At 64.4% G+C, this 26,743-nt stretch carries 29 protein-coding genes; 21 read left to right on the forward strand and 8 right to left on the reverse strand.

All coding sequences use genetic code 11. The features are described 5' to 3' along the window. Positions 1–57 precede the first annotated feature (57 nt). Positions 58–387: a DUF1236 domain-containing protein gene (locus ACZ48C_RS05065; RefSeq protein ID WP_119258781.1), complete on the forward strand. Its 330-nt coding sequence runs from the start codon at positions 58–60 to the stop codon at positions 385–387. Between the two features lie 81 nt (positions 388–468). Here the strand turns inward: ACZ48C_RS05065 and ACZ48C_RS05070 are convergent, their stop codons facing one another. Next, positions 469–1,659, reverse strand: a complete 1,191-nt coding sequence (locus ACZ48C_RS05070) for a hypothetical protein (protein WP_318911334.1) — start codon at positions 1,657–1,659, stop codon at positions 469–471. A 211-nt stretch (positions 1,660–1,870) separates the two neighbouring features. On the opposite strand from ACZ48C_RS05070, the gene parC reads away from it, so the two are divergent. Then, complete coding sequence (parC, locus tag ACZ48C_RS05075) at positions 1,871–4,123, forward strand: DNA topoisomerase IV subunit A (protein WP_464782387.1); 2,253 nt, start codon at positions 1,871–1,873, stop codon at positions 4,121–4,123. Here parC and ACZ48C_RS05080 read toward each other — a convergent pair whose 3' ends face one another. The 5 genes from ACZ48C_RS05080 to ACZ48C_RS05100 all read right to left on the reverse strand — a co-directional run bounded on the left by ACZ48C_RS05080 (position 4,124) and on the right by ACZ48C_RS05100 (position 7,203). Beyond that, positions 4,124–4,513 (reverse strand): type II toxin-antitoxin system death-on-curing family toxin, encoded by a 390-nt coding sequence (locus tag ACZ48C_RS05080; RefSeq protein ID WP_464782388.1) that lies wholly within the window; start codon positions 4,511–4,513, stop codon positions 4,124–4,126. Then, a complete protein-coding gene (locus tag ACZ48C_RS05085; RefSeq protein WP_119258777.1) occupies positions 4,510–4,731 on the reverse strand; it encodes an AbrB/MazE/SpoVT family DNA-binding domain-containing protein in 222 nt (73 codons plus the stop codon). The genes ACZ48C_RS05080 and ACZ48C_RS05085 overlap by 4 nt, the downstream gene beginning before the upstream one ends. A gap of 53 nt (positions 4,732–4,784) precedes the next feature. Beyond that, entirely contained in the window at positions 4,785–5,702 is a 918-nt protein-coding gene (locus tag ACZ48C_RS05090; RefSeq protein WP_464782389.1) for a DMT family transporter, read from the reverse strand. A gap of 111 nt (positions 5,703–5,813) precedes the next feature. After that, positions 5,814–6,578, reverse strand: a complete 765-nt coding sequence (locus tag ACZ48C_RS05095) for an arginyltransferase (protein WP_464782390.1) — start codon at positions 6,576–6,578, stop codon at positions 5,814–5,816. Between the two features lie 160 nt (positions 6,579–6,738). Then, positions 6,739–7,203, reverse strand: a complete 465-nt coding sequence (locus ACZ48C_RS05100; protein WP_119258774.1) for an RDD family protein — start codon at positions 7,201–7,203, stop codon at positions 6,739–6,741. A gap of 153 nt (positions 7,204–7,356) precedes the next feature. On the opposite strand from ACZ48C_RS05100, the gene ACZ48C_RS05105 reads away from it, so the two are divergent. After that, entirely contained in the window at positions 7,357–7,878 is a 522-nt protein-coding gene (locus ACZ48C_RS05105; RefSeq protein WP_119258773.1) for a hypothetical protein, read from the forward strand. Positions 7,879–7,890: 12 nt separating this feature from the next. On the opposite strand, the gene hemB is transcribed toward ACZ48C_RS05105, so the two are convergent. After that, positions 7,891–8,907 (reverse strand): porphobilinogen synthase, encoded by a 1,017-nt coding sequence (hemB, locus tag ACZ48C_RS05110; RefSeq protein WP_119258772.1) that lies wholly within the window; start codon positions 8,905–8,907, stop codon positions 7,891–7,893. A 153-nt stretch (positions 8,908–9,060) separates the two neighbouring features. Here hemB and ACZ48C_RS05115 point away from each other — a divergent pair, with 153 nt between their 5' ends. The 12 genes from ACZ48C_RS05115 (at position 9,061) to ACZ48C_RS05170 (ending at position 21,492) form a co-directional block, all read left to right on the forward strand. Then, entirely contained in the window at positions 9,061–9,498 is a 438-nt protein-coding gene (locus tag ACZ48C_RS05115; protein ID WP_413251139.1) for a DUF6163 family protein, read from the forward strand. Positions 9,499–9,629: 131 nt separating this feature from the next. Further along, on the forward strand, positions 9,630–10,142 hold the full coding sequence (gene ldtR / locus ACZ48C_RS05120; protein ID WP_119258771.1) for a transcriptional regulator LdtR: 513 nt from the start codon (positions 9,630–9,632) through the stop codon (positions 10,140–10,142). Positions 10,143–10,421: 279 nt separating this feature from the next. Continuing rightward, entirely contained in the window at positions 10,422–11,747 is a 1,326-nt protein-coding gene (locus ACZ48C_RS05125; protein ID WP_119258770.1) for a L,D-transpeptidase family protein, read from the forward strand. A 191-nt stretch (positions 11,748–11,938) separates the two neighbouring features. After that, a complete protein-coding gene (gene glyA / locus ACZ48C_RS05130) occupies positions 11,939–13,237 on the forward strand; it encodes a serine hydroxymethyltransferase (protein WP_415212033.1) in 1,299 nt (432 codons plus the stop codon). 13 nt (positions 13,238–13,250) lie between these two features. After that, positions 13,251–13,730: a transcriptional regulator NrdR gene (nrdR, locus tag ACZ48C_RS05135; protein WP_119258768.1), complete on the forward strand. Its 480-nt coding sequence runs from the start codon at positions 13,251–13,253 to the stop codon at positions 13,728–13,730. Then, a complete protein-coding gene (gene ribD, locus ACZ48C_RS05140) occupies positions 13,731–14,828 on the forward strand; it encodes a bifunctional diaminohydroxyphosphoribosylaminopyrimidine deaminase/5-amino-6-(5-phosphoribosylamino)uracil reductase RibD (RefSeq protein ID WP_464782391.1) in 1,098 nt (365 codons plus the stop codon). It abuts the gene before it with no gap. Then, on the forward strand, positions 14,828–15,445 hold the full coding sequence (locus ACZ48C_RS05145) for a riboflavin synthase (RefSeq protein WP_119258766.1): 618 nt from the start codon (positions 14,828–14,830) through the stop codon (positions 15,443–15,445). The genes ribD and ACZ48C_RS05145 overlap by 1 nt, the downstream gene beginning before the upstream one ends. A gap of 224 nt (positions 15,446–15,669) precedes the next feature. Next, the gene (locus ACZ48C_RS05150; RefSeq protein WP_464782392.1) at positions 15,670–16,806 is read left to right on the forward strand and encodes a GGDEF domain-containing protein; all 1,137 of its coding nucleotides are present in this window, start codon (positions 15,670–15,672) and stop codon (positions 16,804–16,806) included. Positions 16,807–16,987: 181 nt separating this feature from the next. Beyond that, positions 16,988–17,449: a 6,7-dimethyl-8-ribityllumazine synthase gene (gene ribH / locus ACZ48C_RS05155; protein ID WP_119258764.1), complete on the forward strand. Its 462-nt coding sequence runs from the start codon at positions 16,988–16,990 to the stop codon at positions 17,447–17,449. Then, positions 17,446–17,928 (forward strand): transcription antitermination factor NusB, encoded by a 483-nt coding sequence (gene nusB / locus ACZ48C_RS05160; RefSeq protein WP_119258763.1) that lies wholly within the window; start codon positions 17,446–17,448, stop codon positions 17,926–17,928. Before ribH ends, nusB begins: the two co-directional genes overlap by 4 nt. A 12-nt stretch (positions 17,929–17,940) precedes the next feature. Next, positions 17,941–19,167, forward strand: coding sequence for an MFS transporter (locus ACZ48C_RS05165; RefSeq protein WP_119258762.1), 1,227 nt, complete (start codon positions 17,941–17,943; stop codon positions 19,165–19,167). 189 nt (positions 19,168–19,356) lie between these two features. Beyond that, positions 19,357–21,492 carry a sodium-translocating pyrophosphatase gene (locus ACZ48C_RS05170; RefSeq protein ID WP_119258761.1) on the forward strand — a complete coding sequence of 712 codons (2,136 nt, stop codon included), beginning with the start codon at positions 19,357–19,359 and terminating at the stop codon, positions 21,490–21,492. Between the two features lie 75 nt (positions 21,493–21,567). On the opposite strand, the gene ACZ48C_RS05175 is transcribed toward ACZ48C_RS05170, so the two are convergent. Next, positions 21,568–22,038 carry an outer membrane protein assembly factor BamE gene (locus ACZ48C_RS05175; protein ID WP_119258760.1) on the reverse strand — a complete coding sequence of 157 codons (471 nt, stop codon included), beginning with the start codon at positions 22,036–22,038 and terminating at the stop codon, positions 21,568–21,570. A gap of 152 nt (positions 22,039–22,190) precedes the next feature. Here ACZ48C_RS05175 and ACZ48C_RS05180 point away from each other — a divergent pair, with 152 nt between their 5' ends. The 6 genes from ACZ48C_RS05180 (at position 22,191) to ACZ48C_RS05205 (ending at position 26,569) form a co-directional block, all read left to right on the forward strand. Continuing rightward, positions 22,191–22,745, forward strand: a complete 555-nt coding sequence (locus ACZ48C_RS05180; protein WP_464782777.1) for a ubiquinol-cytochrome C chaperone family protein — start codon at positions 22,191–22,193, stop codon at positions 22,743–22,745. Positions 22,746–22,763: 18 nt separating this feature from the next. Beyond that, positions 22,764–23,318, forward strand: coding sequence for a YceD family protein (locus ACZ48C_RS05185; protein ID WP_318911346.1), 555 nt, complete (start codon positions 22,764–22,766; stop codon positions 23,316–23,318). Positions 23,319–23,443: 125 nt separating this feature from the next. Further along, positions 23,444–24,499 (forward strand): phosphate acyltransferase PlsX, encoded by a 1,056-nt coding sequence (gene plsX / locus ACZ48C_RS05190; protein ID WP_119258758.1) that lies wholly within the window; start codon positions 23,444–23,446, stop codon positions 24,497–24,499. Between the two features lies 1 nt (position 24,500). After that, the gene (locus ACZ48C_RS05195; protein ID WP_454635124.1) at positions 24,501–25,472 is read left to right on the forward strand and encodes a beta-ketoacyl-ACP synthase III; all 972 of its coding nucleotides are present in this window, start codon (positions 24,501–24,503) and stop codon (positions 25,470–25,472) included. A 99-nt stretch (positions 25,473–25,571) separates the two neighbouring features. Beyond that, positions 25,572–25,910, forward strand: a complete 339-nt coding sequence (locus ACZ48C_RS05200) for an integration host factor subunit alpha (RefSeq protein ID WP_064329714.1) — start codon at positions 25,572–25,574, stop codon at positions 25,908–25,910. Positions 25,911–26,038: 128 nt separating this feature from the next. After that, positions 26,039–26,569, forward strand: coding sequence for a MerR family transcriptional regulator (locus ACZ48C_RS05205; protein ID WP_464782393.1), 531 nt, complete (start codon positions 26,039–26,041; stop codon positions 26,567–26,569). Positions 26,570–26,743 lie beyond the last annotated feature (174 nt).

Here is a 26,743-nt window from a genome sequence, read left to right on the forward strand (position 1 = left end):
GCCCGGAACAGTCGGGCGCTGACGCCGTTCTCCTCCCGTCAACACAGGAGAACGAACATGCGCAACAGGCTTATCCTTGTCTCCGCGGCGGCGCTTCTGTCGCTGTCCGCCTCGGCCTATGCCCAGGATACGGTGATCGTGCAGGAGTCCGACCCGGTGACGACGGAATCGACCGTCGTCATCCCGGGCGAAGTCCGTACCTACGTTCTGGAGCAGGACATTCCCTCTGTGCCCTATGAAGGCGATGTCCTGGTCGGCAAGGTCGTTCCCGATGCGGTGGAAATCCACGCCATCGACGGCCAGCCCGACTACGCCTACACCATCGTCAACGAGCACCGGGTGATCGTGAACCCGCAGACGCGGACCGTCATCCAGGTTCTCGAATAACCCTTCCTTCGGCATGACCGAAAAAGAGAAAGCCCGGAGCGATGCTCCGGGCTTTCGTGTTTCTTGTTCCTGCGCTGTCGCTTACTCGTTGGCCGTAACGGTAACGCCGAGGACCTGCGGGATGGTCTGCGGCGCGCCCATGGCGGCGCCCATGATCATCGGGAACGGCACCGGCTCCTTCGGCTCGGCGCTGATCTTCAGGCTCTTCGGGTCGTCGAGATAGGTGTTGACGGCGGCGGAGATCTGGTTCTGCAGGTCAGGCATGTTGAGCTGCGCGATCATGATCGGAACGAGGCCCTTCAGCGACTGCGCCATCTGGTCGCCCGTCACGCCCTGCTCGCTGCCGGCATAGTCGAGCAGCTTCTTGGTGATCGAGGCGTCGTCGAAGGAGATCGAGGCGCTGTTGAAGGTGAGCTGCTGGACGAGGCCCATCATGGCCATGCCCATCGCGGCGTTCGCTTCGTCCTTGTTCGGGTTGGATTCGGCCGTCTTGAGCGCTTCCTGCATGTTCTTCAGGAAGTCCAGCGTGTAGCCGGAGAAGGCGAGCGTGATGTTGAGGCGGCCGACATCCTTGAAGTCGAAGGCATATTCGTCGACGGCCAGCTTGCCGCTCGCCAGTTCCCAGCTGCCCGACATGCTGACCTTGCCGTCCAGCGAGTGGATGCCGAGCTTGTCGAGCGCGTCCTTGGTCTTGGCGTCCTCGACGCCCGTGAGGTCGGCCTTGAGATCGGACATCGTCGCATCGAATTCGAGGCCGGCGTCATCGTCCATCCGGGTGATGTTCGCTTCCATGCCGGACATGGAGAAGACTTCCTTGCCCTTGGCGGTGACGCTGACCGGGCCGGCCGTCGCCGATTCGTACATCAGCAGCGATTCCAGCGTGCCGGGAACGACCTTGCCGGGAACCGAGACGCCGCTGAGCGCGATGTCCTTGGCCGTGACGATCGTCTCGTCCTCGGTGACGTTGACGTCCTCGAAGGAAACGGTCTCGATCTTGTAGCCGCCGTCGCCGTCTTCCTCGACGCCGTCCATGGTGACGGTGCCGAGCTTGATCGGGGTTTCATTGCCCGTCGCCTTCAGCTCCGCGCCTTCCAGGGTCACGGTGGAGCCGTCGGCGGTCACGTTCGAAGAGCTGATGGATACGCCGCTGGTGGCATAGGTAGCATTCAGCTTGGCCAGCAGGTCCGCACCGTCGAGTGCGAAGGCGGGGCTTGCCAGGGTGGCGAGCGCTGCACCGGCGAGAAGGGCGCGGAAATGGGAGGTGCGCATCATGAATAGGCTCTCTTTCTGGATTTCTTGGACGGCTGCCTTGCCGTTACCGCTCCTATACGGGCGGCGTGGCAAATATATTCATGCCGCGAAGAGTTTCCATGGAATTCTCTGTCGCGGGGAGCAGATTTCGAAGAAGCTTTACAAACTGCTATCCACAGCCCGATGGCCCGGATTCCTTGCCGCGAATCGGCCAAGGGGGTAGTCAAGGCCCATGGGACAAAACACTTTGCCGCCGGATGGCGGAGACGACAATATCGTGCCGGTCGACCTCAAGGCGGCGCTGGAAGAGCGCTACCTTGCCTATGCGCTGTCGACCATCACCCAGCGCGCACTGCCGGATGTCCGCGACGGCCTGAAGCCGGTCCATCGCCGCATCATCCACGCCATGAGCGAAATGGGCCTCAGGTCCAACTCCTCGTTCAAGAAATGCGCGCGTATCGTCGGCGACGTCATCGGTAAGTTCCACCCGCACGGCGACCAGTCGGTCTACGACGCGCTGGTGCGCCTCGCGCAGGATTTCTCGCAGCGTTATCCCATCGTCGACGGGCAGGGCAATTTCGGCAATATCGACGGCGACAACGCCGCCGCCTACCGATACACCGAAGCGCGCATGACCGAGGTCGCGACGCTGCTGCTCGAAGGCATTGACCAGGACGCCGTCGACTTCCGCCCGACCTACAACGAGGAAGACGAAGAACCCATCGTCCTGCCGGGTGCCTTCCCGAATCTTCTCGCGAACGGTTCCTCCGGCATCGCCGTCGGCATGGCGACCTCCATTCCCTCGCACAATGTCCATGAACTGTGCGACGCCGCACTCCACCTCATCCGCAATCCTGATGCGGACGTGGAGAAGCTGGTCGAATTCGTGCAGGGCCCGGACCTGCCGACCGGCGGCATCATCATCGACAGCCGCGAAAGCATCATCGAGGCCTACAAGACGGGCCGCGGCGGTTTCCGCGTGCGCTCGAAATGGGAGACGGAAGACCTCGGTCGCGGCGGCTACCAGATCGTCGTCACCGAAATTCCCTATCAGGTGCAGAAATCGCGCCTGATCGAGAAGATCGCCGAGCTGCTGATCGCCCGCAAGCTTCCGCTTCTGGAGGATATTCGCGACGAATCGGCCGAGGACGTGCGCATCGTGCTGGTGCCGAAGAGCCGCACCGTCGATCCGACGATCCTGATGGAATCGCTCTTCAAGCTTTCCGAGCTGGAAAGCCGCATTCCACTCAACATGAATGTGCTTTCGATGGGGCGCGTGCCGAAGGTCATGGGCCTCAAGGACGTGCTGGTCGAGTGGCTGGCCCACCGGCGCGAAGTCCTGCAGCGCCGTTCGCGCCATCGCCTCGCCGCCATTGAACGTCGCCTGGAAATCCTCGGCGGCTACCTCGTCGCCTATCTCAATCTCGACGAGGTGATCCGCATCATCCGCGAGGAGGACGAGCCGAAGGTTTCCTTGATGGAGACCTTCTCGCTGACGGACGTGCAGGCCGAAGCGATCCTCAACATGCGCCTGCGCTCGCTGCGCAAGCTCGAGGAATTCGAGATCCGCACTGAATTCGATAACCTGTCGAAGGAGAAGGCGGAAATCGAGGCGCTGCTCGCCTCCGACGAGAAGCAATGGCAGACCGTCGCCTGGGAAATCGGCGAGGTCCGCAAGAAATTCGCCAAGGCGACCGAGATCGGCCGCCGCCGCACCCAGTTCGCCAGTGCCCCGCAAGCGGATGTGGAGGCGATCCAGCAGGCCATGATCGAGAAGGAGCCGGTCACGGTCGTCATCTCGGAAAAGGGCTGGATCCGCGCGCTGAAGGGCCATATCGCCGATACGTCCGGCCTCCAGTTCAAGGAAGGCGACGCGCTGAAGGTGGCCTTCCCGGCGCAGACGACGGACAAACTGCTGATCGTCACGACGGGCGGCAAGGTCTTCACGCTCGGCGCCGACAAGCTGCCGGGCGGCCGTGGCCACGGCGAGCCGCTGCGCATCATGGTCGACATGGAGAACGATCAGGACGTCCTGACCGCCTTCGTGCACGATCCGTCCCGCAAGGTCGTCATCGCCTCGCAGGCCGGCAACGGCTTCGTCGTCTCGGAAAGCGAGATGGTCGCCAATACCCGCAAGGGCAAGCAGGTGATGAATGTCGGCATGCCGGACGAGGCCAAGCTCGTCGTGCCCGTGCGCGGCGACCATGTCGCCGTCGTCGGCGAGAACCGCAAGATGCTGGTCTTCCCGCTGGCGCAGCTGCCGGAAATGTCGCGCGGCAAGGGCGTTCGCCTGCAGCGCTACAAGGACGGCGGCGTCTCCGATATCCGCTGCTTCGCGATCGACGAGGGTCTCTCCTGGGACGACAGCGCCGGCCGCAACTTCGTGCGGACGAAGGAAGAGCTTGCCGAATGGCTCGCCGACCGCGCCACCGCCGGCCGTACCGTGCCGAAGGGCTTCCCGCGCAGCGGCAAGTTCAGCGGCTGATCACCCGGCATAGAGGATGCTGACGTCGCGCAGGAAGCGCGTCGCGCCCTCTTCGTCAATCTCGCCGGCCGCGACGGCGAGGACGAAGGTGTAAAGCGTGGCATCATCCGTGGCGATTTCGAAGCCGTTGTCCATCAGGAAGGCCGCAGCCGCGACAATGGCGATGCGCTTGTTGCCATCGACAAATGCGTGGTTCCTCGCCAGCCCGTAGAGATATGCCGCGGCGAGTTCGAGCAGATCCTCGCAGCCATAGAGCGCCTTGTTGACGGGACGGGACAGCGCCGACTCGAATGCATTCTCGTCACGCAGACCTGCGGCTCCGCCGAACCGCTCTATCTGCACGGCGTGCAGTCGTTCCACCAGGCGCCGGTCGAGAAAGAGAAAGCTCATTCGGCAAGCTTCTTGAGCGCGACCTTGTAGCGGTCCATGAACTTCTCGGCATGCTTGAGCTGCCGGTCGAAGTCGCCGTCGGAAGCGGTGAGAATGAGTTTGCCGCCCTCGCTGGTCAGTGTGACCTCATCGCCCGCCTTGACGCCCATGCGGTCCAGCACGTCCTTCGGAATGATGATGCCTTCGGAATTGCCGATCTTGCGGATGGTGATGTTCATGGCCTTGCTCCGTTATAACCAAGTTATAACGTGCGACTGAGCAGATCGCAATCTCATCCGGTGAACGGAAGCCCGGTGGCCGAGTCCGCTGCCTTCGCGGCCCGCACCTTCGACCGCATCTGCCAGAGCGAGTGGGCGAGGAGGGCGAGGATGAGGATGGAGCCGCCGACGAGGGTCTGGGTGGTGGGCGTTTCGGCGAAGACGATCCAGACCCAGATGGGCGCGAGCACCGTTTCCACGAGGTAGAACATGCCCACTTCCGGCGCGGAGAGGTAGCGGGGTCCCGTTGCGAGGCACCAGAAGGCGAGGGGAAGCAGGACGAGGCCGTTGAGGAGAATATAGACGGGGTCCGCGACGACGAGGCCGCCTTCGGGCAGCAGGAACAGGCCGACGATGCCCGACGTGGCGGAGGCGATCAGCGGTACGAAGCCCATGTCGGCGCCGCTGCTGCGGCTGAGCGTCAGGGCGCATGCCAGCATCAGCGCGGAACAGGCGGCCATCGCATCGCCGAAGAGATTGCCGCTGGCAAGGCCCTCGTGCACGATGAGGATGACGCCGAAGACCATGGCCGCCATGGTCAGCAGCGTCGCGTTGGCCGGCCGCTCCCCGAGGAAGATCCAGGAGAGAATGGCGGCGAACATCGATGTGAAGGCGAGGATGAAGACGACATTGGCCGTCGTCGTGTTGAAGACGGCGAGCATGAAGGTCAGCGAGTTGACGCCGTAGAAGAGGGTGATCAGCAGGCCCTTGCGGCCGGGCACGAGCACGGTCTTCCGGCGAAGCACGAAGTTCAGCCCCGCCCACAGGACGAGGGCCATCAGGAAGACGGAGAGGTTCCGCAGCACCAGCATCGACCAGAACTCGCCATGGGCCGAGCGGATCAGCGGGATGTCGAAGGAAAGCGCGAGACCGCCGATGGCGGTGATGAGAAGGCCCTTGCGGTGAAGGGCGGGATCGTTGGCTGAGGACACGGCGGGACCGAATGTGAACTGGAGCGTTTCCAGCCGGAGCGGCGTCGCTTCGGCGTCGGATAATGCGGTTAAAACAAGAATCTAGAATATTTCCGGCGAGCCGGAAATGCACTAGGGAGCGATATCGTCTCCTTCATAGCGCTCCCAGCCGCGCGGCATCAGGTGCTCCTGCGGCAAAAACTTTGTTTTATAGTCCATCTTCCGCGATCCCTTCACCCAGTAGCCGAGATAGACATGCGGCAGGCCGAGCGCCCTGGCGCGGCGGATATGGTCGAGGATCATGAAGGTGCCGAGCGAGCGGTGGGTCAGTTCCGGATTGTAGAAGGAATAGACCATGGAAAGGCCGTCGCCCATGCGGTCGGTCAGCGCCACGGCGAGGAGCTCGCCCTGCGGCCGTTCCTTGAGGCCCGCGCCTTCCTCGCGCACGCGATATTCGATGACCTTGGTGTGGACATGCGTGTCCTCCACCATCATCGCATAGTCGAGTACGGACATGTCCGACATGCCGCCTTTCTGGTGGCGGGCGTCGAGATAGTGGCGGAAGAGCGAATATTGCTCGCTGGAGGGCTCGGCCGGATATTCCCGCGAGACGATGTCGCCATTGGCGGCCAGCACCCGCCGCATGGTGCGTCGCGGCTCGAACTCGTTGACGAGGATGCGCACGGAAATGCAGGCGCGGCAGGATTCGCAGGCCGGACGATAGGCGATGTTCTGCGAACGGCGGAAGCCGCCCTGGGTGAGGAGATCGTTCAGCTCCGGCGCGCGCTCGCCCACGAGGTGGGTGAACACCTTTCTCTCCATCTCCTGCGGCAGATAGGGGCAAGCCGCCGGCGCGGTGAGATAGAATTGCGGAGAGGATGTTGCCTGCGTGTTCATTTGCCGTGAAGCGACTCCGTCGCCATGTGACACTTCTATGCCAATACCATGGCGCAGTTCGGAAAAAGGTCAACTGCCGCAAGGCCCTTCCCCCTGCAATCGCCATGGGGAGGGCCGTTGCGGAGCGATGGGGCCGGTGGCTTGAGGGCGATCCGGCCGGTCAGTAGCGGTCGCGGCGGACCATAACGGTGCCGAGCAGCAGGTCGTGCAGCAGGCGGCCGCGATCGGTGAAGAGGCCGACGAGCACGATGAACGGCGTCAGCAGCGCATTGCCGATCCAGAACAGCACGAGATGGACGATCGCCGTCAGGAAATCGACCGGCCGGCCGTCGACGCGCGCGAGCGCGAGGCCCATGACGTTCATGCCGGCGCTCGCCTGGCTCGGGCCGCCCATCGTCAGGCCGAAATAGAGCATGGCGACGATGACGAAGAGCGAGGGATAAAGGAAGAAGCCGAGGCCGAAGGTCAGGATGCCGAGGAAGAAGACCACCACGGCGGCCGGAATCCAGAGGAGCGCGATGATCGCATAGTCGATCAGGAACGCGAACACCCGGCGCGACAGCACGCCACGATAGGCCTGCCAGTCCGTCGTCGGAACCCGCGTCTCGTTGAAATCAGCGCTCATCTGCCTGTCTCCCGAATGGAACATGCCCTCCATATGGGATGTCGTCGGCGGAAAACAACAGATCGGAACCAATAGGCGATTCCCGAGCTGGCGGTGATAGGACGAACGGGCAAGGCATTTAACGCGCCGATCCGTATTCGAAAGGAAACGATCATGAAACCGTCGGAGAATACTCCGTGGCTCCTCGTCAGTGGTGACCTGCGCAAGGATGTCCCATTCTTTTCCTCGCTGGGCTTTCTGGCGGCGATTCTTCAGTTTGTCGCCTATGACTATTTCGACAAGGCGGACTGGGGCGGTATCCTGCTGCTGGAGCATGTCGCCTTCCATTCCATAGCATTCTCGATCCTGTTTCTGTGGACTGGAAGGCTGATTTTGGAGTGGCAGGGCAACCGGCGCGCAATGGCCTATCTACGGGATATGGTGCACAATGTGGCAACGAGAGCCGTCGGCTTCGCTTCGGTGGCGGCCGCGGTTCTTTTCGGTTTTGCAATCATGCCTGCGATCACCGGCGCCTTCTGGCATGCCGGCATGTTCATGCTTTGCGGCCTTTACTTTGTCTGCCTTGCCGAGGTTGCGGCAAACCCGCTGCCCGGAAAGGGAGACTCGAGGAGCCACCCCTTTGCGATCGGCGTGGTTATCGGGATGCCATTCGCTCTGTCGCGGATTGCGTTGTAGCTTGCGGGGCGCTCAGCCCTTTTTAGCCAGATGCCGCGCCACGTCCATTGCGAAATAGGTGAGGATGCCGTCGCAGCCGGCGCGCTTGAAGGCGAGCAGGGTCTCGAGCATGACGCGCTCGCCGTCGATCCAGCCGTTCAGCGCCGCGGCCTTGATCTGGCTGTACTCGCCCGAGACCTGATAGGCGAAGACCGGCAGGCCGAACGCCTCCTTCATGCGCCAACAGATGTCGAGATAGGGAAGGCCCGGCTTGACCATCATCATATCCGCGCCTTCCTCGACGTCGAGCGCGGCGTCGCGCATCGCCTCGGTGCCGTTGGCGGGGTCGATGTAATAGGTCTTCTTGTCACCCTTCAGCAGGCCGCCGGTGCCGATGGCGTCGCGGTAGGGGCCGTAGAAGGCCGAGGCGAACTTCGTCGCATAGGCCATGATGCCGACATCCTGGTGGCCCGCCGCATCGAGCGCCCGGCGGATCGCGCCGACGCGCCCGTCCATCATCTCGGACGGCGCGATGATGTCGGAGCCGGCATCTGCCTGGATCACGGCGGCCCGGGCGACCAGCTCGACCGTCTCGTCGTTGACGATCACGTCGCCGCGCAGCACGCCGTCATGGCCGTGGCTGGTGAAGGGATCGAGCGCGACGTCGGTAATGACGCCGATGTTCGGCACGGCCTTCTTGATGGCCCGCGTCGCCTCGTTGATGAGGTTGTCGGCCGCAAGGCTGTGCGAGCCCGTCTCGTCGCGCAGGTTCATATCGATGTTGGGGAAGGTGGCGATGGCGGGGATGCCGAGGTCGGCCGCTTCCCTGGCGGCTTCCACCAGCCTGTCGACGCTCATGCGGTTGACGCCGGGCATCGCCGCGACGGGATCGACGACATTCGTGCCCGGCACCACGAAGACCGGCCAGATGAGATCGTCCACCGTCAGGCGATTCTCCTGCACGAGCCGGCGGGTCCAGTCGGCCTTCCGGTTCCGCCGCATGCGGCGGTGGCCGGTGATTTCGTCGACGATGTTCCTGCTGCCGGTCATGATGTCATTTCCTTGCTGGTCCGTTTGGCGCGTCTTATCACGCCGTCCGCGTCAATCAAATCGCGAGCGGGGAGGGGAGTGTGCGGCATATGGCCGTGCATGACGCGTTTTGCAGGCTTTATGCCGGCGGTGCTTGCCCTTACTGTCCCCACCATGGTTGCTGATTCTGCCAAGGGCCCAAGACCGAGCCTGACTGAGACGCTGTTCGCACTGTTCCTGCGGCTGGTGGCGGTGGCCTCGCTGTGGTTCGCGCTGCAGTACTGGGCCATGCTGACGGGCTTCTCCCTTGACGGGAGAGGGCGGTTCGATCTGCTGCCGCCGGCCTGGAAGGCCGCCTCGACGGCGCTTGCCGTGCTCTTCCCCGTCGCGGCCGTCGGCCTCTGGCTGCTCGTCTCCTGGGGGCCGGTGATCTGGCTGATCGCAGCGGCGACGGAAATCACGATGCACGAGGTCTATCCGTCCATCTTCGGCATCAACCGGCTGCTGGTCATCATGCATGTCGCGGTGGCCGTGATGTTCCTGCTTTTCCGCGTCGCGCTCTTCATCCAGCGCCGCCGCCAGGCCCGCACGGTAAGAACTGATTCACCCTGAGACAGGGTCGCTCTCCGGTAAGGCGCTGTTAAGGCTGCGGTTTAAGTAGAATTTTAGATGCATTCGCTAGGTTCTCACTCAAGGCGGGAAAACAAACCACACCGCCAAACAAAACAGTGAGGCAGAGAACCATGAACACCAAGATGAAGCCGCAGCAGGCCCCGGTCGTCGATCCGCAGGAAGATGCGATCCGCAACCTCTATCTGGAATCCCTTCACCTCGTCGAGCGTCTGCACCGTCGCCTGCTCGATGTCATCAAGGACGAATTCGACCGCGCCGGTCGCTCCGACGTCAACGCCGTCCAGGCGCTGCTCCTCTTCAACATCGGCAATTCCGAGCTGACCGCCGGCGAGCTGCGCTCGCGTGGCTACTACCTCGGCTCGAACGTCTCCTATAACGTCAAGAAGCTGGTCGACCTCGGCTTCATCAACCACCAGCGCTCGCGCATCGACCGCCGCTCGGTCCGTATCAGCCTGACGGAAACCGGCCAGGAAGTCGCCGAGACCGTCGCCAAGCTCTACGAGCGCCATATCGGCTCGATCCAGAAGGTCGGCGGCATCGGCGAAGGCGAATTCAACCAGATGAACAAGCTGCTTCAGCGTCTCGACCGCTTCTGGAACGACTCGATCCTCTATCGCCTGTAATCCCCGGGCGTTCTTTTCGACCTCCTCCGAAAGCCGGCCGCGTTCCCTGCGCGTCCGGCTTTTCACGTTTTCGTTTGCGGCCGGCCCGCAGCCTCCGAGACACGAATTGGCCATATTGCTGTGACACCCGGACGATGGGCTCAGGTATGCGCGGGCGGCAGGGCCGGTTTGCGTTTGTTAACCCTGTTCGTGATAGCTGCATCGGGTATGGACCCTTCGGTCCCCCGTGCCGCGTGCACCTCGCCGCTCGATGTGGCGTCTCAGGAGATGGTAGGATAGATGTCTCGCAAAACCGGATTTGATGTGTTCTCGCGCCGCGCATTCCTGCGTTCGGCCGCAACCTTCGGCGCCGCTGCCCTTGCAGCGCCCGCGTTTGCCCAGTCGGCGATGGACGACATTCTGGATGCATCGCGCCGCGGCAACTGGGACGATCAGTTCGACGCCAAGGCCTCGCGCAGCGCCGACGCCGTCGCCTCGAACAATCCGATCCTCGGCCCTGGCGCCGTGCCGAACATCCAGCAGGCGATCGCCGACTACCAGCAGATCGTATCCGCCGGCGGCTGGCCGGAAGTCTCCTCGGCCCAGAAGCTGCAGATCGGCGTGGTCGATCCCGGCGTCCAGACCCTGCGCCAGCGCTTGATGATCTCCGGAGACCTGTCGCGCGAGGCGGGTATCTCCAACGCCTTCGATTCCTATGTCGACGGCGCGGTGAAGCGCTTCCAGGCCCGCCACGGCCTGCCGCAGGACGGCGTGCTCGGCGAATTCTCGCTGAAGGCCATGAACGTGCCGGCGACGACGCGCCTCAACCAGCTCAACACCAACCTTGTGCGCCTGCAGACCATGTCCGGCGATCTCGGCCAGCGCTATGTGATGGTCAACATTCCGGCTGCCTCCGTCGAGGCAGTTGAGGACGGGCGCGTCGTGCTGCGCCATGTCGCCGTCGTCGGCCGCAGCAGCCGCCCGACGCATATCCTCAATTCGAAGATCTACGACGTCACCCTCAATCCCTATTGGACCGCGCCGCGCTCGATCGTCGAGAAGGACATCGTGCCGCTGATGCGCAAGGACCCGACCTACCTCAAGCGCAACAACATCCGCCTGATCGACGGCAGCGGCCGCGAGGTCGCGCCGGAGACAGTGGACTGGTTCGCCGACAAGGCGCCGAACCTGATGTTCCGTCAGGACCCGGGCAAGATCAACGCCATGGCGTCCACCAAGATCAACTTCCACAACACGAACAACGAATACATGCACGACACGCCCCAGCAGGGCCTGTTCAACAAGCTGATGCGCTTCGAATCGTCCGGCTGCGTGCGCGTGCAGAACGTCCGCGACCTCATCACCTGGCTGCTGCGCGACACGCCCGGCTGGTCGCGCCAGCAGATCGAGAAGGTCATCAACGACCGCGTCAACACGCCGATCAAGCTGGCCGTCGAGGTTCCGGTCTATTTCGTCTACATCAGCGCCTGGTCGGCCCGCGACCGTGTCGTGCAGTTCCGCGACGACATCTACCAGATGGACGGCGCCACCGAACTCGCCCTCCAGACCGGCTACGGCATGGAAAAGCCGGCCGGCTCCCCGGACGACGACCTGCTGCCGCAATAAGGCTATTTGTCTGACTTTTCGAAGGCCCCGCTTTCCTCTGGAACGCGGGGCCTTTTTCCTTCCGGCTTTGTGCCGTCTGTCGTTTTTATCCCATAAGACGCGCCGAAATGGCGCAAACCGTGGAGCGGATATTGCCCTTGCCATGCGAGGACGTTAAACACCGTGCCACCCACCCTTAAGGAGCCTCGAGGATGAGCCAGTCTTCCGCCACCGACGTTTTCTTCACGCGTTCCCTTGCCGACACCGATCCGGAGATTTTCGGCTCGATCCAGAAGGAACTCGGTCGCCAGCGCCATGAGATCGAACTGATCGCCTCGGAGAACATCGTCTCGCGCGCCGTGCTCGAAGCCCAGGGCTCGATCATGACGAACAAGTATGCCGAAGGCTATCCGGGCAAGCGCTACTACGGCGGCTGCCAGTTCGTCGACATCGCGGAAGAACTCGCCATCGAGCGCGCCAAGAAGCTGTTCGGCGTCAACTTCGCCAACGTCCAGCCGAATTCCGGCTCGCAGATGAACCAGGCCGTCTTCCTCGCGCTGCTGCAGCCGGGCGACACCTTCATGGGCCTCGATCTCAATTCGGGCGGCCACCTGACGCACGGCTCGCCGGTCAACATGTCCGGCAAGTGGTTCAACGTCGTCTCCTACGGCGTGCGTGAGGGCGACAATCTGCTCGACATGGACGACGTCGCCGAGAAGGCCCGCAAGAACAAGCCGAAGCTCATCATCGCCGGCGGCACCGCCTATTCCCGCATCTGGGACTGGAAGCGCTTCCGCGAGATCGCCGATGAAGTCGGCGCCTATCTGATGGTCGACATGGCGCATATCGCCGGCCTCGTCGCCGGTGGCCAGCATCCGTCGCCGTTCCCGCATTGCCACGTCGCGACCACCACCACGCACAAGTCGCTCCGCGGCCCGCGCGGCGGCGTCGTGCTGACGAACGACGAGGACATCGCCAAGAAGATCAACTCGGCCGTCTTCCCGGGCCTGCAGGGCGGTCCGCTCATGCACATCATCGCCGCCAAGGCCGTCGCCTTCGGCGAGGCGCTGCAGCCGGAATTCAAGGAATACGCCGCGCAGGTCGTCAAGAACGCCAAGACTCTCGCCGAGACGCTGAAGGCCGGAGGCCTCGACATCGTCTCGGGCGGTACCGACAACCACCTGATGCTCGTCGACCTTCGCAAGAAGAACGCGACCGGCAAGCGGGCGGAAGCCGCCCTCGGCCGCGCCTATGTCACCTGCAACAAGAACGGCATCCCGTTCGACCCCGAAAAGCCCTTCGTCACCTCGGGCGTCCGCCTCGGCACGCCGGCCGGCACGACCCGCGGCTTCAAGGAAGCCGAGTTCAAGGAGATCGGCAGCCTGATCGTCGAGGTTCTCGACGGTCTCAAGGTCGCCAATTCCGACGAGGGCAATGCGGCTGTCGAATCCGCCGTCCGGGAAAAGGTCGTCGCGCTGACGGGCCGCTTCCCGATGTATCCCTACATGTAAGCAGGATCAGAGAATGCGCTGCCCCTATTGCGGTTCGGAAGATACGCAGGTGAAGGACTCCCGTCCCGCAGAGGACGGGGCCGCCATTCGCCGCCGGCGCATCTGCCCGGATTGCGGCGGTCGGTTCACGACCTTCGAGCGGGTGCAGCTGCGGGATCTGATGGTCGTCAAGAAGACGGGCCGCAAGGCCCCCTTCGACCGCGACAAGCTGCTGAAATCCTTCGAGATCGCGCTTCGCAAGCGGCCCGTCGACCGGGATCGCATCGAACGCGCGGTCTCGGGCATCGTCCGCCGGCTGGAAAGCTCTGGCGAGACGGAAATCGCCTCGGAAGAAATCGGTCTCCAGGTGCTGGAGGCGCTGAAGGCGCTCGATGACGTGGGCTTCGTGCGCTACGCCTCGGTCTACCGCGATTTCTCCCATGTCGACGACTTCGAGAAGATCCTCGCCGAGGTCGCCGCCAAGATCGCCCGGGATCCGGGCGCCGACGGCTAGATGTCTTCCCAGGCGGAAGATAAGCGCTTCATGGCGGCGGCGATCCGCCTCAGCCGCCGCAACCTTGGCCTGACCTCTACCAATCCCTCCGTCGCCTGCCTGATCGTCAGGGATGGCGTGGTCGTCGGCTCGGCCGTCACCGCGCCGGGCGGCAGGCCGCATGCGGAAACGCAGGCGCTCGCCGAGGCGGGCGCGGCGGCGCGCGGTGCGACAGCCTATGTCACGCTCGAACCCTGCTCCCACCACGGCAAGACGCCGCCGTGCTCCGAGGCGCTGATCGCCGCCGGCATCGCCCGCGTCGTCGTGTCGGTGACGGACCCGGACGAGCGCGTCGCGGGCAGGGGCCTTGCCATGCTGCGCGATGCCGGCATCGCGGTGGAGACCGGCGTTCTGGAGGAAGCGGGCCGGGAGGCCCTTGCCGCCTACCTGAATCGACAGACGAAGAAGCAGCCCTATGTGACTCTGAAACTTGCCGTTTCCGCTGACGGCATGCTCGGCCGGCTGGGGGAGGGACAGGTGGCGATCACCGGCCCCGTCTCGCGCGGCCAGGTGCATGTGCTGCGCGCCGAGACGGACGCGATCCTTATTGGCATCGGCACGGCGCTCGCCGACGATCCGGAACTCACCTGCCGCCTGCCGGGCCTCGAAGCCCGCTCGCCGGTGCGCATCGTGCTCGATCCGCGGCTGGAACTGCCGCCGGCCTCGAAACTGGCGCAGACGGCGCAAACGGTGCCGGTCATCGCCGTGACGGAAAGGGACCGCAGGGACGATCCCGGCTTCCTCGCGCGCCAGGCGGCACTGGAGGCGCTCGGCGTCGAGGTGCTGATCTGCGATCCGCGCAAGCTCGACGCCCTGTTGACGGCGCTGGCGACGCGCGGCATCTCCTCGCTGCTGGTGGAAGGCGGCGCGCGCACGGCCATGTCCTTCCTCGATGCCGGCCTCGTCGGCCGCATTTCGCTCTTTACCGGGCCCGAGGCCATTGGCAAGGACGGGGTCGCATCCCCATTTGTGTCCGGGCGGATGCCGGACGGCTTCTCGCTTCGCCACACGGCGCGCTACGGTGCGGATGTCCTGCAAGAATACGAAAGAGACGATTGATGTTTACCGGCATTGTCACGGATATCGGAACGGTCGAGAAGATCGAGCCCATGAACGAGGGCGTCCGCCTGCGCGTGCGCACCAACTACGATCCCGCAACCATCGACATGGGCGCCTCCATTGCCCATTCGGGCACCTGCCTCACCGTGACGGCACTGCCGGAGGAAGGCGCGAATGCCCGCTGGTTCGAGGTCGAGGCCTGGGAAGAAGCGCTGCGGCTGACGACCATTGGCAGCTGGACGGCCGGCACGCGCATCAATCTCGAACGGTCCCTGAAGATCGGCGACGAACTCGGCGGCCACATCGTCTCCGGCCATGTCGATGGCAAGGCGGAAATCCTCTCGGTCGAGGCGGAGGGCGATGCCACGCGCTTCCGCATCCGCGCGCCGGAAGGGCTGGAGCGCTTCGTCGCCCCGAAGGGCTCCGTCGCGCTCGACGGCACCTCGCTCACCGTCAACGCGGTGGACGGCGCGGTCTTCGACGTGCTCCTTATCCGCCACACGCTGGAGGTCACCACCTGGGGCGAGCGCAAGGCCGGCGATTTCGTCAATTTCGAGGTCGACACCATGGCGCGCTACGCCGCCCGGCTGGCGGAATTCCCTGCGCCGAAGGCGTAGAGAGCTTCTTCCGAAGCAGGCGCATTGGCTCGTCCCCGCCGGTAAAAGGCCGGCGGACGGGCAACAAGGCTGCGTCCGGTTGCATCCGGGCGTGACCGCGGCGTGACAATCTCGAGGTTCGTTGCGAAACGGCACAGGAAATCGGCGGCAAGCCATCTCCGAGGTAACGATATCGATACTTCTGCGCTCCTAGGGTGCGGCATCGGACCTGGGGACGCTCGTGCATGATGCCGGACTATAACACTCTTCTCCTGGCTATCGGGCTGGCGGGCTTTTGCCTTTCCGCCACCCTGTTCGCCACGTGGATGTCCGCCCGGGTCGAGCGCTTCCTGCTCTCCTGGTCCCTCGGCATCGGCTGCATCGTTCCGGCCGTCGTGGTCTACAGCATCTATTTCGACAATCCCGACTTCCGGATCGGATGCCTTGCCTTCGCGCTGCAGTTCCTCGGCTTCGCCTTCATCTATGGCGCGGCCTATCGTTTCCGCACGGGCCGGCGCGGCCGCGGCCGCATCCTCGCCGCCTTCCTCGCGAGTTCGGCCATTGCTCTCCCCTGGCTGGTGGCCGGCTATGACGGCGCGGGCTTCGTCGCGCTCAACCTGTTGATCGCCGCCGCGCTGGTCGCCACGGCCGGCGAATACTGGCGCGGCCGGGACGAGGCGCCGCTACCGCTCACCGGCATGGTCATCCTCTACCTGCTGACGGCGCTGTCCTTCATCCTGTGCGCCGGCGTGCTCATTCACGATGGCCGCATGGTGCTCGGCCATGCGCCCGACAACTGGGCGGAAAACCTCAATCTTGTCGTGGCGATCATGGGCATAAGCGGCATCGGCGCCATGTCGCTGGCGCTCAACCAGTGGCGTGTCGCCCGCAACCACCAGCGCGCCGCCAATACGGATGCGCTGACGGGCCTTCTCAACCGCCGGGCGCTCTTCGACCGCTACGGCGAGGAGACGGTCGGCGCGCACCGGGCGGCCATCGCCTTCGACCTCGACAGCTTCAAATCGGTCAACGACCGCCACGGCCATGCGGCCGGCGATGCGGTGTTGAAGGCCTTCGCTGCGGTGCTGTGCGATGCCTGCGGCGCGGCGGCCTGCGTCGCCCGCCTGGGCGGAGAGGAATTCGTCGTGGTGCTGGACCGCACGCTGCCGCACCGGGCGCAGCACATCGCCGAATGCATCCGCGCCGATTTCGCGGCCAAGCTGATCCCCATCGGCGGGCGCTCCATAAGCTGCACCGTGAGCGCCGGCATCGCCTTCGGCAACGAGGCCTGCGTGAGCTTCGATTCCCTCCTCAGCAACGCCGACAAGGCGCTCTACGAGGCCAAGCGCGGCGGCCGCAACCGCGTGTCGCTCGCCGCCTGAGATCAGGCGCCGGGCTCGTCTTCCCGGTAGCCGACGGTTCCGTCCCCCGAAGGGCCGGCCATCCGGGAAAGGCGGAAAACGCCGCAGGGGGCGGAAAACGCTTGCCAAGCCCCGTCCGTCGTGGTTTGACCGCCGCTTCCGCCCGCAATTGCGTGGCCTGCTTCCAATTTTCAGGTGATTCATGGCCAACACCGATAATCCCCATCTCCTCATCGTCGAGGCCCGTTTCTACGACGACATGGCCGATGCGATGCTCGACGGCGCCAAGCACGCGCTCGACGCGGCCGGCGCGACCTACGACATCGTGACCGTCATGGGCGCGCTCGAAATCCCGGCCGCCATCTCCATGGCGCTCGACGGCATGGAAAATGCCGGCACCTGGTATGACGGCTTCGTCGCGCTCGGCATGGTCATCCGTGGCGAGACCTACCATTTCGACATCGTCGCCAACGAATCCTGCCGCGCGCTGATGGACCTCTCCGTCAGCGAGGCCCTTCCCATCGGCAACGGCATCCTGACGGTCGAGAACGACGAGCAGGGCTGGGCGCGCGCCCGCCGCTCGGAAGGCGACAAGGGCGGTTTTGCGGCCCGCGCGGCGCTGACCATGATCGAGCTGAAGAAGAAACTGGGCGGCGAACAGTGACCACCGAGAAGAACCAGCAGCCGGTGAAACCGGCCAACCAGCGCGGCGCGGCGCGCCTTGCCGCCGTGCAGGCGCTCTACCAGATGGATATCGGCGGCACCGGCGTGCTGGAGATCGTCGCCGAATACGAGGCGCACCGCCTCGGCCAGGAACTCGACGGCGACACCTATCTGAAGGCGGACCCCTCATGGTTCCGCTCCATCGTCTCGGGCGTCGTGCGCGACCAGCGCCAGCTCGATCCGCTGATCGGCGCGGCGCTGCAGGACGACTGGGCGCTGTCGCGCCTCGATTCGACGGTCCGCGCCATCCTGCGCGCCGGCACCTTCGAGCTGCGCGAGCGCAAGGACGTGCCGGTCGCCGTGATCGTCACGGAATATGTCGAGATCGCCAAGGCGTTCTTCGAGGACGAGGAGCCGAAGCTGGTGAACGCGGTTCTCGACCGCATCGCCAGGCAGGTTCGGACGGATACACGCAAGTAAACGGTAGGCACGATGAGCGTCGGCACGGTCGAAGGTCTTGAACGGGAACTGTCGGCCGCGCGCCGCAACGTTTTCCTGCTGATGTTCGCGCAGGCGCTGCTTGCCTCGTCCGGCCCCATCGTCTTTTCCGTCGGCGGCCTTGCCGGCTACAATCTGCTCGGCGCGGACAAGTCGCTGGCGACCGCCCCGCTGACCGGCTTCAATGTCGGCGTGGCGCTCGGCGCCGTGCTCGTCGCCATCGCCGCGCGCCTGCTCGGGCGCGCCTACGGCTTCGTCGTCGGCGCGCTGGTCGGGGCGAGCGGCGGGCTGATCGCGGCCATCGCGCTCTTCCGCGGCGATTTCTGGCTCTTCGCCCTCGGCTTCATGCTCGTCGGCATTTCCAGCGGTTTCGCGCAGAAGATCCGCTTCGCCGCGGCCGATGCCTCGCCCTCGTTCTACAAGCCCCGCGCCATCTCCTGGATCCTCGCCGGCGGCGTCATCTCGGCAATCCTCGGCCCGCAGGTCGTCATCCTCACCAAGGACCTCTTCGAGCCCGTGCTCTTCGCCGGCGCCTTCGTGGCGCTCGCGCCGCTCTGCGGCCTTGCCATCGTCCTGTTCTTCCTGCTGCGCCTGCCCGACCACAAGGCGGCGGGCGCCGCCAGCGGCGCGCCCGTGCGGCCGCTGCGCGAGATCGTGCTGACCCAGCGCTTCCTGACCGGCATGGTCTGCGGCATTTCCTCCTATGCGCTGATGACCTTCATGATGACCGGCGCGCCGCTCGCCATGGTCATCGGCTGCGGCTTCTCGCCGGAAATGGCGACGCTCGGCATCCAGTGGCACGTGCTTGCCATGTTCGCCCCGAGCTTCTTCACCGGCATGCTGATCCAGCGTTTCGGCACGGAAAAGGTGGTCGCCGCCGGCCTCATCATCCTCATGGGCTGCGCCGGGGTCGCGCATATGGGCATCGCGCTGTGGAATTTCTGGGGCGCGCTCATCCTGCTCGGCATCGGCTGGAACTTCGGCTTCATCGGCGCCACCGCCATCGTCGCCTCCAGCTATCGCCCGCACGAGGCCGACAAGGTGCAGGGCTTCCACGACATCATCCTCTTCGGCGCCGTGGCGCTCGCCTCCTTCTCCTCCGGCAAGGTGTTCAACACCTATGGCTGGCAGGCGATCAACCTGATGTTCTGGCCCATCACCGGCGTCAGCCTCGTTCTGGTGCTGCTCCTGCTTTTGCGCACGCGCCGCGCTGCCGTCTAATCGGTTCGCACCGAGCCGCCTCGAAAAATCCGTTTTTTAGAAGCGCTTGCCGCGGTGCAGCGGCTTGACGCAACCGATTCGCAAACGCACTCTGGCCGCGCCGGTTTCCACTTGTGAGGAGGCAAGGGGAGCAGGCGCTTTTCGGCTGCGGGGAGAGGACCCCGGAGCCTCCAAGGAGGACAGAGCGAAATGACCATATTGTTTGGCGTTATCGCATGCGGGTTGCTCTCGGTGGTCTATGCCATCTGGGCGACACAGTCGGTGCTGGCCGCCGACCAGGGGAATGCCCGCATGCAGGAAATTGCAGGTTATATCCGGGAAGGGGCGCAGGCCTATCTCACCCGGCAGTACAAGACCATTGCCATCGTCGGGGTCGTCGTCTTCATCGGCACCTGGCTACTGCTTTCCGCAACGGCCGCCATCGGTTTCCTGATCGGCGCCGTGCTGTCGGGCGTTGCCGGTTTCATCGGCATGCATGTTTCCGTCCGTGCCAATGTGCGCACGGCGCAGGCCGCGTCCGTCAGCCTGTCCTCCGGCCTGGACATCGCCTTCAAGTCGGGCGCGATCACCGGCATGCTGGTGGCGGGTCTCGCGCTTCTCGGCGTCTCCATCTACTACTGGATCCTGACCGGCGTCCTCGGCCAGGAACCGGCCTCGCGCGAGGTCATCGACGCGCTCGTCGCGCTCGGCTTCGGCGCATCGCTGATCTCGATCTTCGCCCGTCTCGGCGGCGGCATCTTCACCAAGGGTGCGGATGTCGGCGGCGACCTCGTCGGCAAGGTCGAGGCCGGCATTCCCGAGGACGACCCGCGCAACCCGGCCACCATCGCCGACAATGTGGGCGACAATGTCGGCGACTGCGCCGGCATGGCCGCCGACCTCTTCGAGACCTATGCGGTGACGGTCGTCGCCACCATGGTCCTCGCGGCGATCTTCTTCGCGGCCACGCCGATCCTCGCGAGCGCGATGATCTATCCGCTCGCCATCTGCGGCGCCTGCATCATCACCTCGATCATCGGTTCCTTCTTCGTCAAGCTCGGCTCGAACGGCTCGATCATGGGCGCCCTCTACAAGGGCCTCATCGTGACGGGCGTGCTTTCGGTCCTCGGCCTTGGGGCCGCGACGTCGCTCACGGTCGGCTGGGGCAGCCTCGGCACTGTGGCGGGCAAGGAGATCACCGGTACGAACCTCTTCATCTGCGGCCTGCTCGGGCTTCTGGTGACGGCGCTCATCGTGGTGATCACCGAATACTATACCGGCACCAACAAGCGCCCGGTGAACTCCATCGCCCAGGCGTCCGTCACCGGCCACGGCACGAACGTCATCCAGGGCCTTGCCGTCTCGCTGGAATCGACGGCGCTGCCGGCGATCGTCATCGTCGGCGGCATCATCGCCACCTACCAGCTCGCCGGCCTCTTCGGCACCGGCATCGCCGTCACCGGCATGCTCGGCATTGCTGGCATGATCGTGGCGCTCGATGCCTTCGGCCCGGTTACGGACAATGCCGGCGGCATCGCCGAAATGTCCCACCTGCCGCCGGAGGTGCGCAAGTCCACCGACGCGCTCGACGCCGTCGGCAACACGACCAAGGCCGTCACCAAGGGCTACGCGATTGGCTCGGCCGGCCTCGGCGCGCTGGTGCTTTTCGCCGCCTACTCGAACGACCTCGCCTATTTCGCGGCGAACGGCGACAAATATCCGTATTTCGCGGATATCGGCACGATCTCCTTCGATCTCTCCAACCCCTACGTGGTGGCCGGTCTCATCTTCGGCGGCCTCATCCCCTACCTCTTCGGCGGTATCGCGATGACCGCCGTCGGCCGGGCGGCGGGTTCCATCGTGGAGGAAGTGCGGCGGCAGTTCCGCGAGAAGGCCGGCATCATGGCCGGCACCGAACGGCCGGATTACGGCCGCGCGGTGGATATCCTGACCAAGGCGGCGATCCGCGAGATGATCATCCCCTCGCTGCTGCCGGTGCTGGCGCCGCTCGTCGTCTATTTCGGCGTGCTGCTCATCTCCGGCTCGAAGGCCTCGGCCTTCGCGGCGCTCGGCGCCTCGCTGCTCGGCGTCATCGTCAACGGCCTGTTCGTGGCGATCTCCATGACCTCCGGCGGCGGCGCATGGGACAATGCCAAGAAGAGCTTCGAGGACGGTTTCGTCGACAAGGACGGCAACCGCCACCTCAAGGGCTCGGAAGCCCACAAGGCCTCCGTCACCGGCGACACGGTCGGCGATCCCTACAAGGACACGGCCGGCCCGGCTGTGAACCCGGCGATCAAGATCACCAATATCGTGGCCTTGCTGTTGCTCGCCGTTCTCGCCTGATCCGGACGGCGATCAAACAAAAACCCGCGGGGAGCGATCCCCGCGGGTTTCTTGTTTCATCCTTCCGGATGGGCGTCAGTTGTTGCCGCCCAGCATGCTCTTCATGACGCTGCCGGGGTTCGCGCCGCCGCGCAGAAGCTGGCCGAGGAAGGTCGTTTCGGCGCCGCCCGTCGGTGTGACGCGGGCGATCATGTCGAAGACCTTGCCGTCCTGCAGGGTGTAGTTCGCGAGGCGCTCCACATTGCCGTCCTTGTCGAAATAGACGGCGAGCACGCTCTGCTCGATGACCTTCGGCTTCATGAAGGCGGCCGCGCGCCTGCGCTTCTGCGAGATGTAGTAGAAGACTTCGTTGTCGAAGGTCGCGGTCGAGGACGGCGTGCCGAGCGAAAGCAGAACCTGCTCGCGCGAGGAGCCGACGGGTGCGAGCGCTAGCGTTTCCTGGTCGACGACATAGCCCTGATAGAGGACTTCGCTGGGGCCCTGGCAGGCCGTCAGAACGGATGCGGAGAGGGTGACGGCAATGGCGGCGTTACGCAACAGCTTCATATTCGCAGAATCTCTCTTCACAACATCCCCGGGACGATGATGGCCGCGCAGCCATTGCAATTCATGCCTGCTTCGGTAAACCAGCTTCGACCGTCATGCAACATGACTTGCGACGGCACCATGGTTTGAATCGGGCAAAACTAGGCTTTATGATGATTTTCGGCCTGTTCGGCAAAAAAAACGGCAACCGGCGCATCGTCGAGAAGCAGTATGCGACCCTGACAAAGGCGGCGCGTCATCCCTATCTCTATGAGAGACTTGACGTTCCTGACACGGTCATGGGGCGCTTCGAGATGCTCTCGGCCATGCTGATCCTTTACTTCCGGCGCACGCGTGTAAGCGCCACGTCGGGCCAGGAGATCGCTCAGGAGATCGTCGACGCCTTCTTCGAGGACGTCGACCATTCGATTCGCGAGCTTGGCGTGGGCGATGTCGGCGTGCCGAAGCGCATGAAGAAATTCGCCGGCATGTTCTACGGCCGGCTGGAATCCTATGCCGCCGCACTCGATGCCGGCGACCGCGCCGCGCTTGCCGAGGCGCTTCGCCGGAACATCCATCCGGCGGCGGGTCTTGAGGCTCCCTCAATGGAGGGACTGGCGGAGTATCTCGTCGCCGTCGAGAAGGCGATGGGGGAGGCCGGTGAAGATGCGATCCGGGCCGGCCTGCTCGAGGTGATCGAGCCCGGCACCGAAGAAAACGCCGCCTGAAGCGGCGAGGGACATGTGATGAAGAAAGACGACGACGCGCCATTCTCCTACCCCGTGAAGGTGGGCCATATCTCGGCCAACCCGGTCGAGGTGACGATCAGCGCCGATGCCGAGGAAAGGGCCGGCCTCGCCGGGCTCTGGTCGGTGCTCGAGGTGAAGGCGCTGTCGGCGACCTTCCAGGTCATGCGCTGGAAGCGCGACGGCGTGCGCCTCAAGGGGCGCGTGACCGCCGATATCGTGCAGGCCTGCGTCGTGACGCTCGACCCGGTCGAATCCCATATCGACGAGCCGGTGGAAGTGGTCTTCGTGCCGGAAGGCTCCAAGCTGGCGCGCCTGCCGGTTTCGTCCGAAACCGGCGAGATGCTGCTCGATCCCGACGGTCCCGATGCGCCGGAAGTCTTCACCGGCGACACCATCGATGCCGGCGTGGTGGCCGCCGAACACGCGGCGCTCGCCATCGATCCCTATCCCCGCAGGGCCGATGTCGCCTTCGGCGACCACATCGAAAGCACGGACAAGGACGACCGCAAACCGTCGCCCTTCGCCGTTCTGAAGGATTGGAAAAAAGACTGAACGGCCCGGCAAGCGCCCGATAATTCAGTTGTGCACCCGGCGAAAAGCGGTATTTTGGCCGAATTCCGCTGTAGTGACCCCTCTGCCGTTGGAACAAGAATCAAGGCTAGTAAGGCAAGACTCGCGTGGTCAGAATATCCGTCGATGTCATGGGTGGCGATTTCGGTCCGAAGGTCGCCATCCCGGGCGCAGCCAAGGCTCTCGAACGACATCCCGAGATCCGCTTCGTACTTTATGGCAATGCCGCCGAATGCGAGCCGCTTCTGGCGCAGCATCCCAAGCTGAAGGCTGCAAGCACTTTCCATCATTGCGACGTCTCCGTCGCCATGGACGAGAAGCCGAGCCAGGCGCTGCGCCGCGGCCGCGGCAAGTCCTCCATGTGGCAGGCGATCGATGCCGTGGCGAAAAACGAGGCCGATGTCGCCGTCTCCGCCGGCAATACCGGCGCGCTGATGGCCATGTCGAAGTTCTGCCTTCGCATGATGGCCAATATCGAGCGCCCGGCCATCGCCGGCATCTGGCCGACCCTGAAGGGCGAGAGCATCGTGCTCGACATCGGCGCGACGATCGGCGCCGATGCGAGCCAGCTCTTCGACTTCGCGTTGATGGGCGGGGCCATGGCGCGCGCGCTGTTCGAGATCGATCGGCCGACGCTTGGCCTCCTCAATGTCGGCGTCGAGGAAATCAAGGGCCAGGAAGAGGTCAAGGCCGCCGGCCAGCTCATCCGCGAGGCCAATTTCGACACGATTGAATATTACGGCTTCGTGGAAGGTGACGATATCGGTCGCGGCACGGTGGACGTGGTGGTCACGGAAGGGTTTTCAGGAAACATCGCCCTGAAGGCGGCGGAAGGCACGGCGCGGCAGATCGCCGAATACCTGCGCGCGGCCATGTCGCGCACCTGGCTTGCCAAGCTCGGCTACATTCTCGCCAAGAGCGCCTTCGACCGCGTGCGCGAGAAGATGGACCCGCGCAAGACGAACGGCGGCGTGTTCCTCGGCCTCAACGGCATCGTCATCAAGAGCCATGGCGGCACGGATGCCGAGGGCTTCGCCGCGGCGGTGGATGTCGGCTACGACATGGTCCGCAACGGCCTCAGGGACAAGATCGAACGGGATTTGCAGAAGTATCACGCGGGCCGGCCTGTCGAAGGCGCCCCGGGCGTGACCGACGAGGTATAGGATGATTCGTTCAGTGGTTCGCGGTTTCGGAACGGCGCTTCCGAAACGGGTGCTCACCAATGCCGAACTGGAAAGCATGGTCGACACGTCCGACGAATGGATCGTGCAGCGCACCGGCATCCGCCAGCGCTACATCGCCGGCGAGGGCGAGACGACCGCTTCGCTCGGCGAGGGCGCTGCCCGCGCCGCGCTGGACAATGCCGGCCTTACCGCCGCCGACATCGACCTGATCATCGTCGCCACCTCCACGCCGGACAACACCTTCCCGGCGACGGCCGTCAACATTCAGAACCGCCTCGGCATGTCCCATGGCTTCGCCTTCGACGTGCAGGCGGTCTGTTCCGGCTTCGTCTATGCCGTGACGACGGCGGACGCCTATATCCGCGGCGGGCTTGCGAAACGCGTCCTCGTCATCGGCGCGGAGACCTTCTCGCGCATCCTCGACTGGACCGACCGCACGACCTGCGTGCTCTTCGGCGACGGCGCCGGCGCCATCGTGCTGGAAGCGCAGGAAGGGGCGGGGACCAATGCGGACCGCGGCGTCCTGTCGACGCAGCTTCGCTCCGACGGCGCGCACCGCGACAAGCTCTTCGTCGACGGCGGCCCGTCCACCACCGGCACGGTCGGCCATCTGCGCATGGAGGGCCGCGAGGTCTTCAAGCATGCGGTCGGCATGATCACGGACGTCATCGTCTCGGCCTTCGACGCCACCGGCTTCACCGCCGACGACGTCGACTGGCTGGTGCCGCACCAGGCCAACAAGCGCATCATCGACGGTTCGGCCAAGAAGCTCGGCATCCCGCTGGAGAAGGTCGTCATCACCGTGGACCAGCACGGCAACACCTCGGCGGCATCGATCCCGCTGGCCCTTGCGGCGGCGGCCGCAGACGGCCGTATCAAGCAGGGTGACCTCGTCCTTCTGGAGGCGATGGGCGGCGGTTTCACCTGGGGTGCGGTGCTGCTTCGCTGGTAAGGTGAGACTGCGCAGCAGGCCCGCTTGACCCGAGGGGGCAAGGACAATACTCTTCCGCCACTTAACCATAGGCTTTCAATAGGAAATCGGTGAGGAGCGATGAGCGGTAAGACGGTGACACGCGCAGATTTGGCCGAATCGGTTTTCCGGAAGGTCGGCCTTTCCAGAACAGAATCCGCGGAGCTTGTCGAAACCGTGATCGACGAGATTTGCAACGCCATCGTGCGGGGCGAGAGCGTGAAGCTCTCCTCCTTCGCGACATTCCAGGTTCGTGACAAGAACGAGCGCATCGGGCGAAACCCGAAGACCGGCGAGGAAGTGCCGATCTCGCCGCGCCGCGTCATGACCTTCAAGGCGTCCAACGTTCTCAAGCAGCGGGTGCTGAAGGCCCATCTCGCGCGCAAGGCGAAGCAGAAGCCCGCTTCTCCCGCGTCCTGAGCGATTTTCCCGCCTGTTGCCGGGCATTAGCAATTTGAAACTTGAATATCGCCCGGCAACCCGCTGAAATGAATACGATTCGGCGGCACGCTTCTCGTGCGCCGGCGTGAGCTTTCATCGAGGGTAGAATGGACAAGAGTCCGGACGCTTTCCGCACCATCAGCGAGGTCGCCGACGATCTCGACCTGCCGCAGCATGTGCTGCGTTTCTGGGAAACGCGCTTCACGCAGATCAAGCCGATGAAGCGCGGCGGCGGGCGGCGCTACTATCGCCCGGAAGACGTCGATCTCCTCAAGGGCATCCGCCATCTGCTCTACGACCACGGCTATACGATCAAGGGCGTGCAGAAGCTGCTCAAGGTCAATGGCAACAAGTTCGTCGCGGCGATCGCCAGCGGCGACCTTGCGACCGTCGAGGCGCTGGCGGCCGCCAGCCACGAGGAGCCGCCCCCGCCGAAGGCCGGCAGCGACGAGGACCAGATCGTCGGCCGTGCCAAGGCTCCGGCCAGCCGCCGCTTCTTCTCCTTCGTCGGCGGCAGCGAGGAGACACCGGAAATCTCGCTCGGCAAGACCAGCGTCGGCAAGGAGGACCGCGCCCTCCTGCAGGAGGCGCTCTACGATCTCCTGGAATGCAAGCGCCTGCTCGACCAGGTCCGCTGAACCGCGGAAATCCCCAAAAAGAAAAAGCCCCGCACTATGGCGGGGCAAAACAAGCGTCACGCTTGGCTCTGTGACGCGGGGGAGTTGCTCGCAAAATGACAAGCGAGCAGGAACAGTCTTAGACTTTGGTCTAATGGCCGGGAAGGTCTGATTTGACGAATCCGGTACGCTTGC

The sequence above is a fragment of the Shinella sp. 1A1 genome (genome assembly GCF_055379515.1).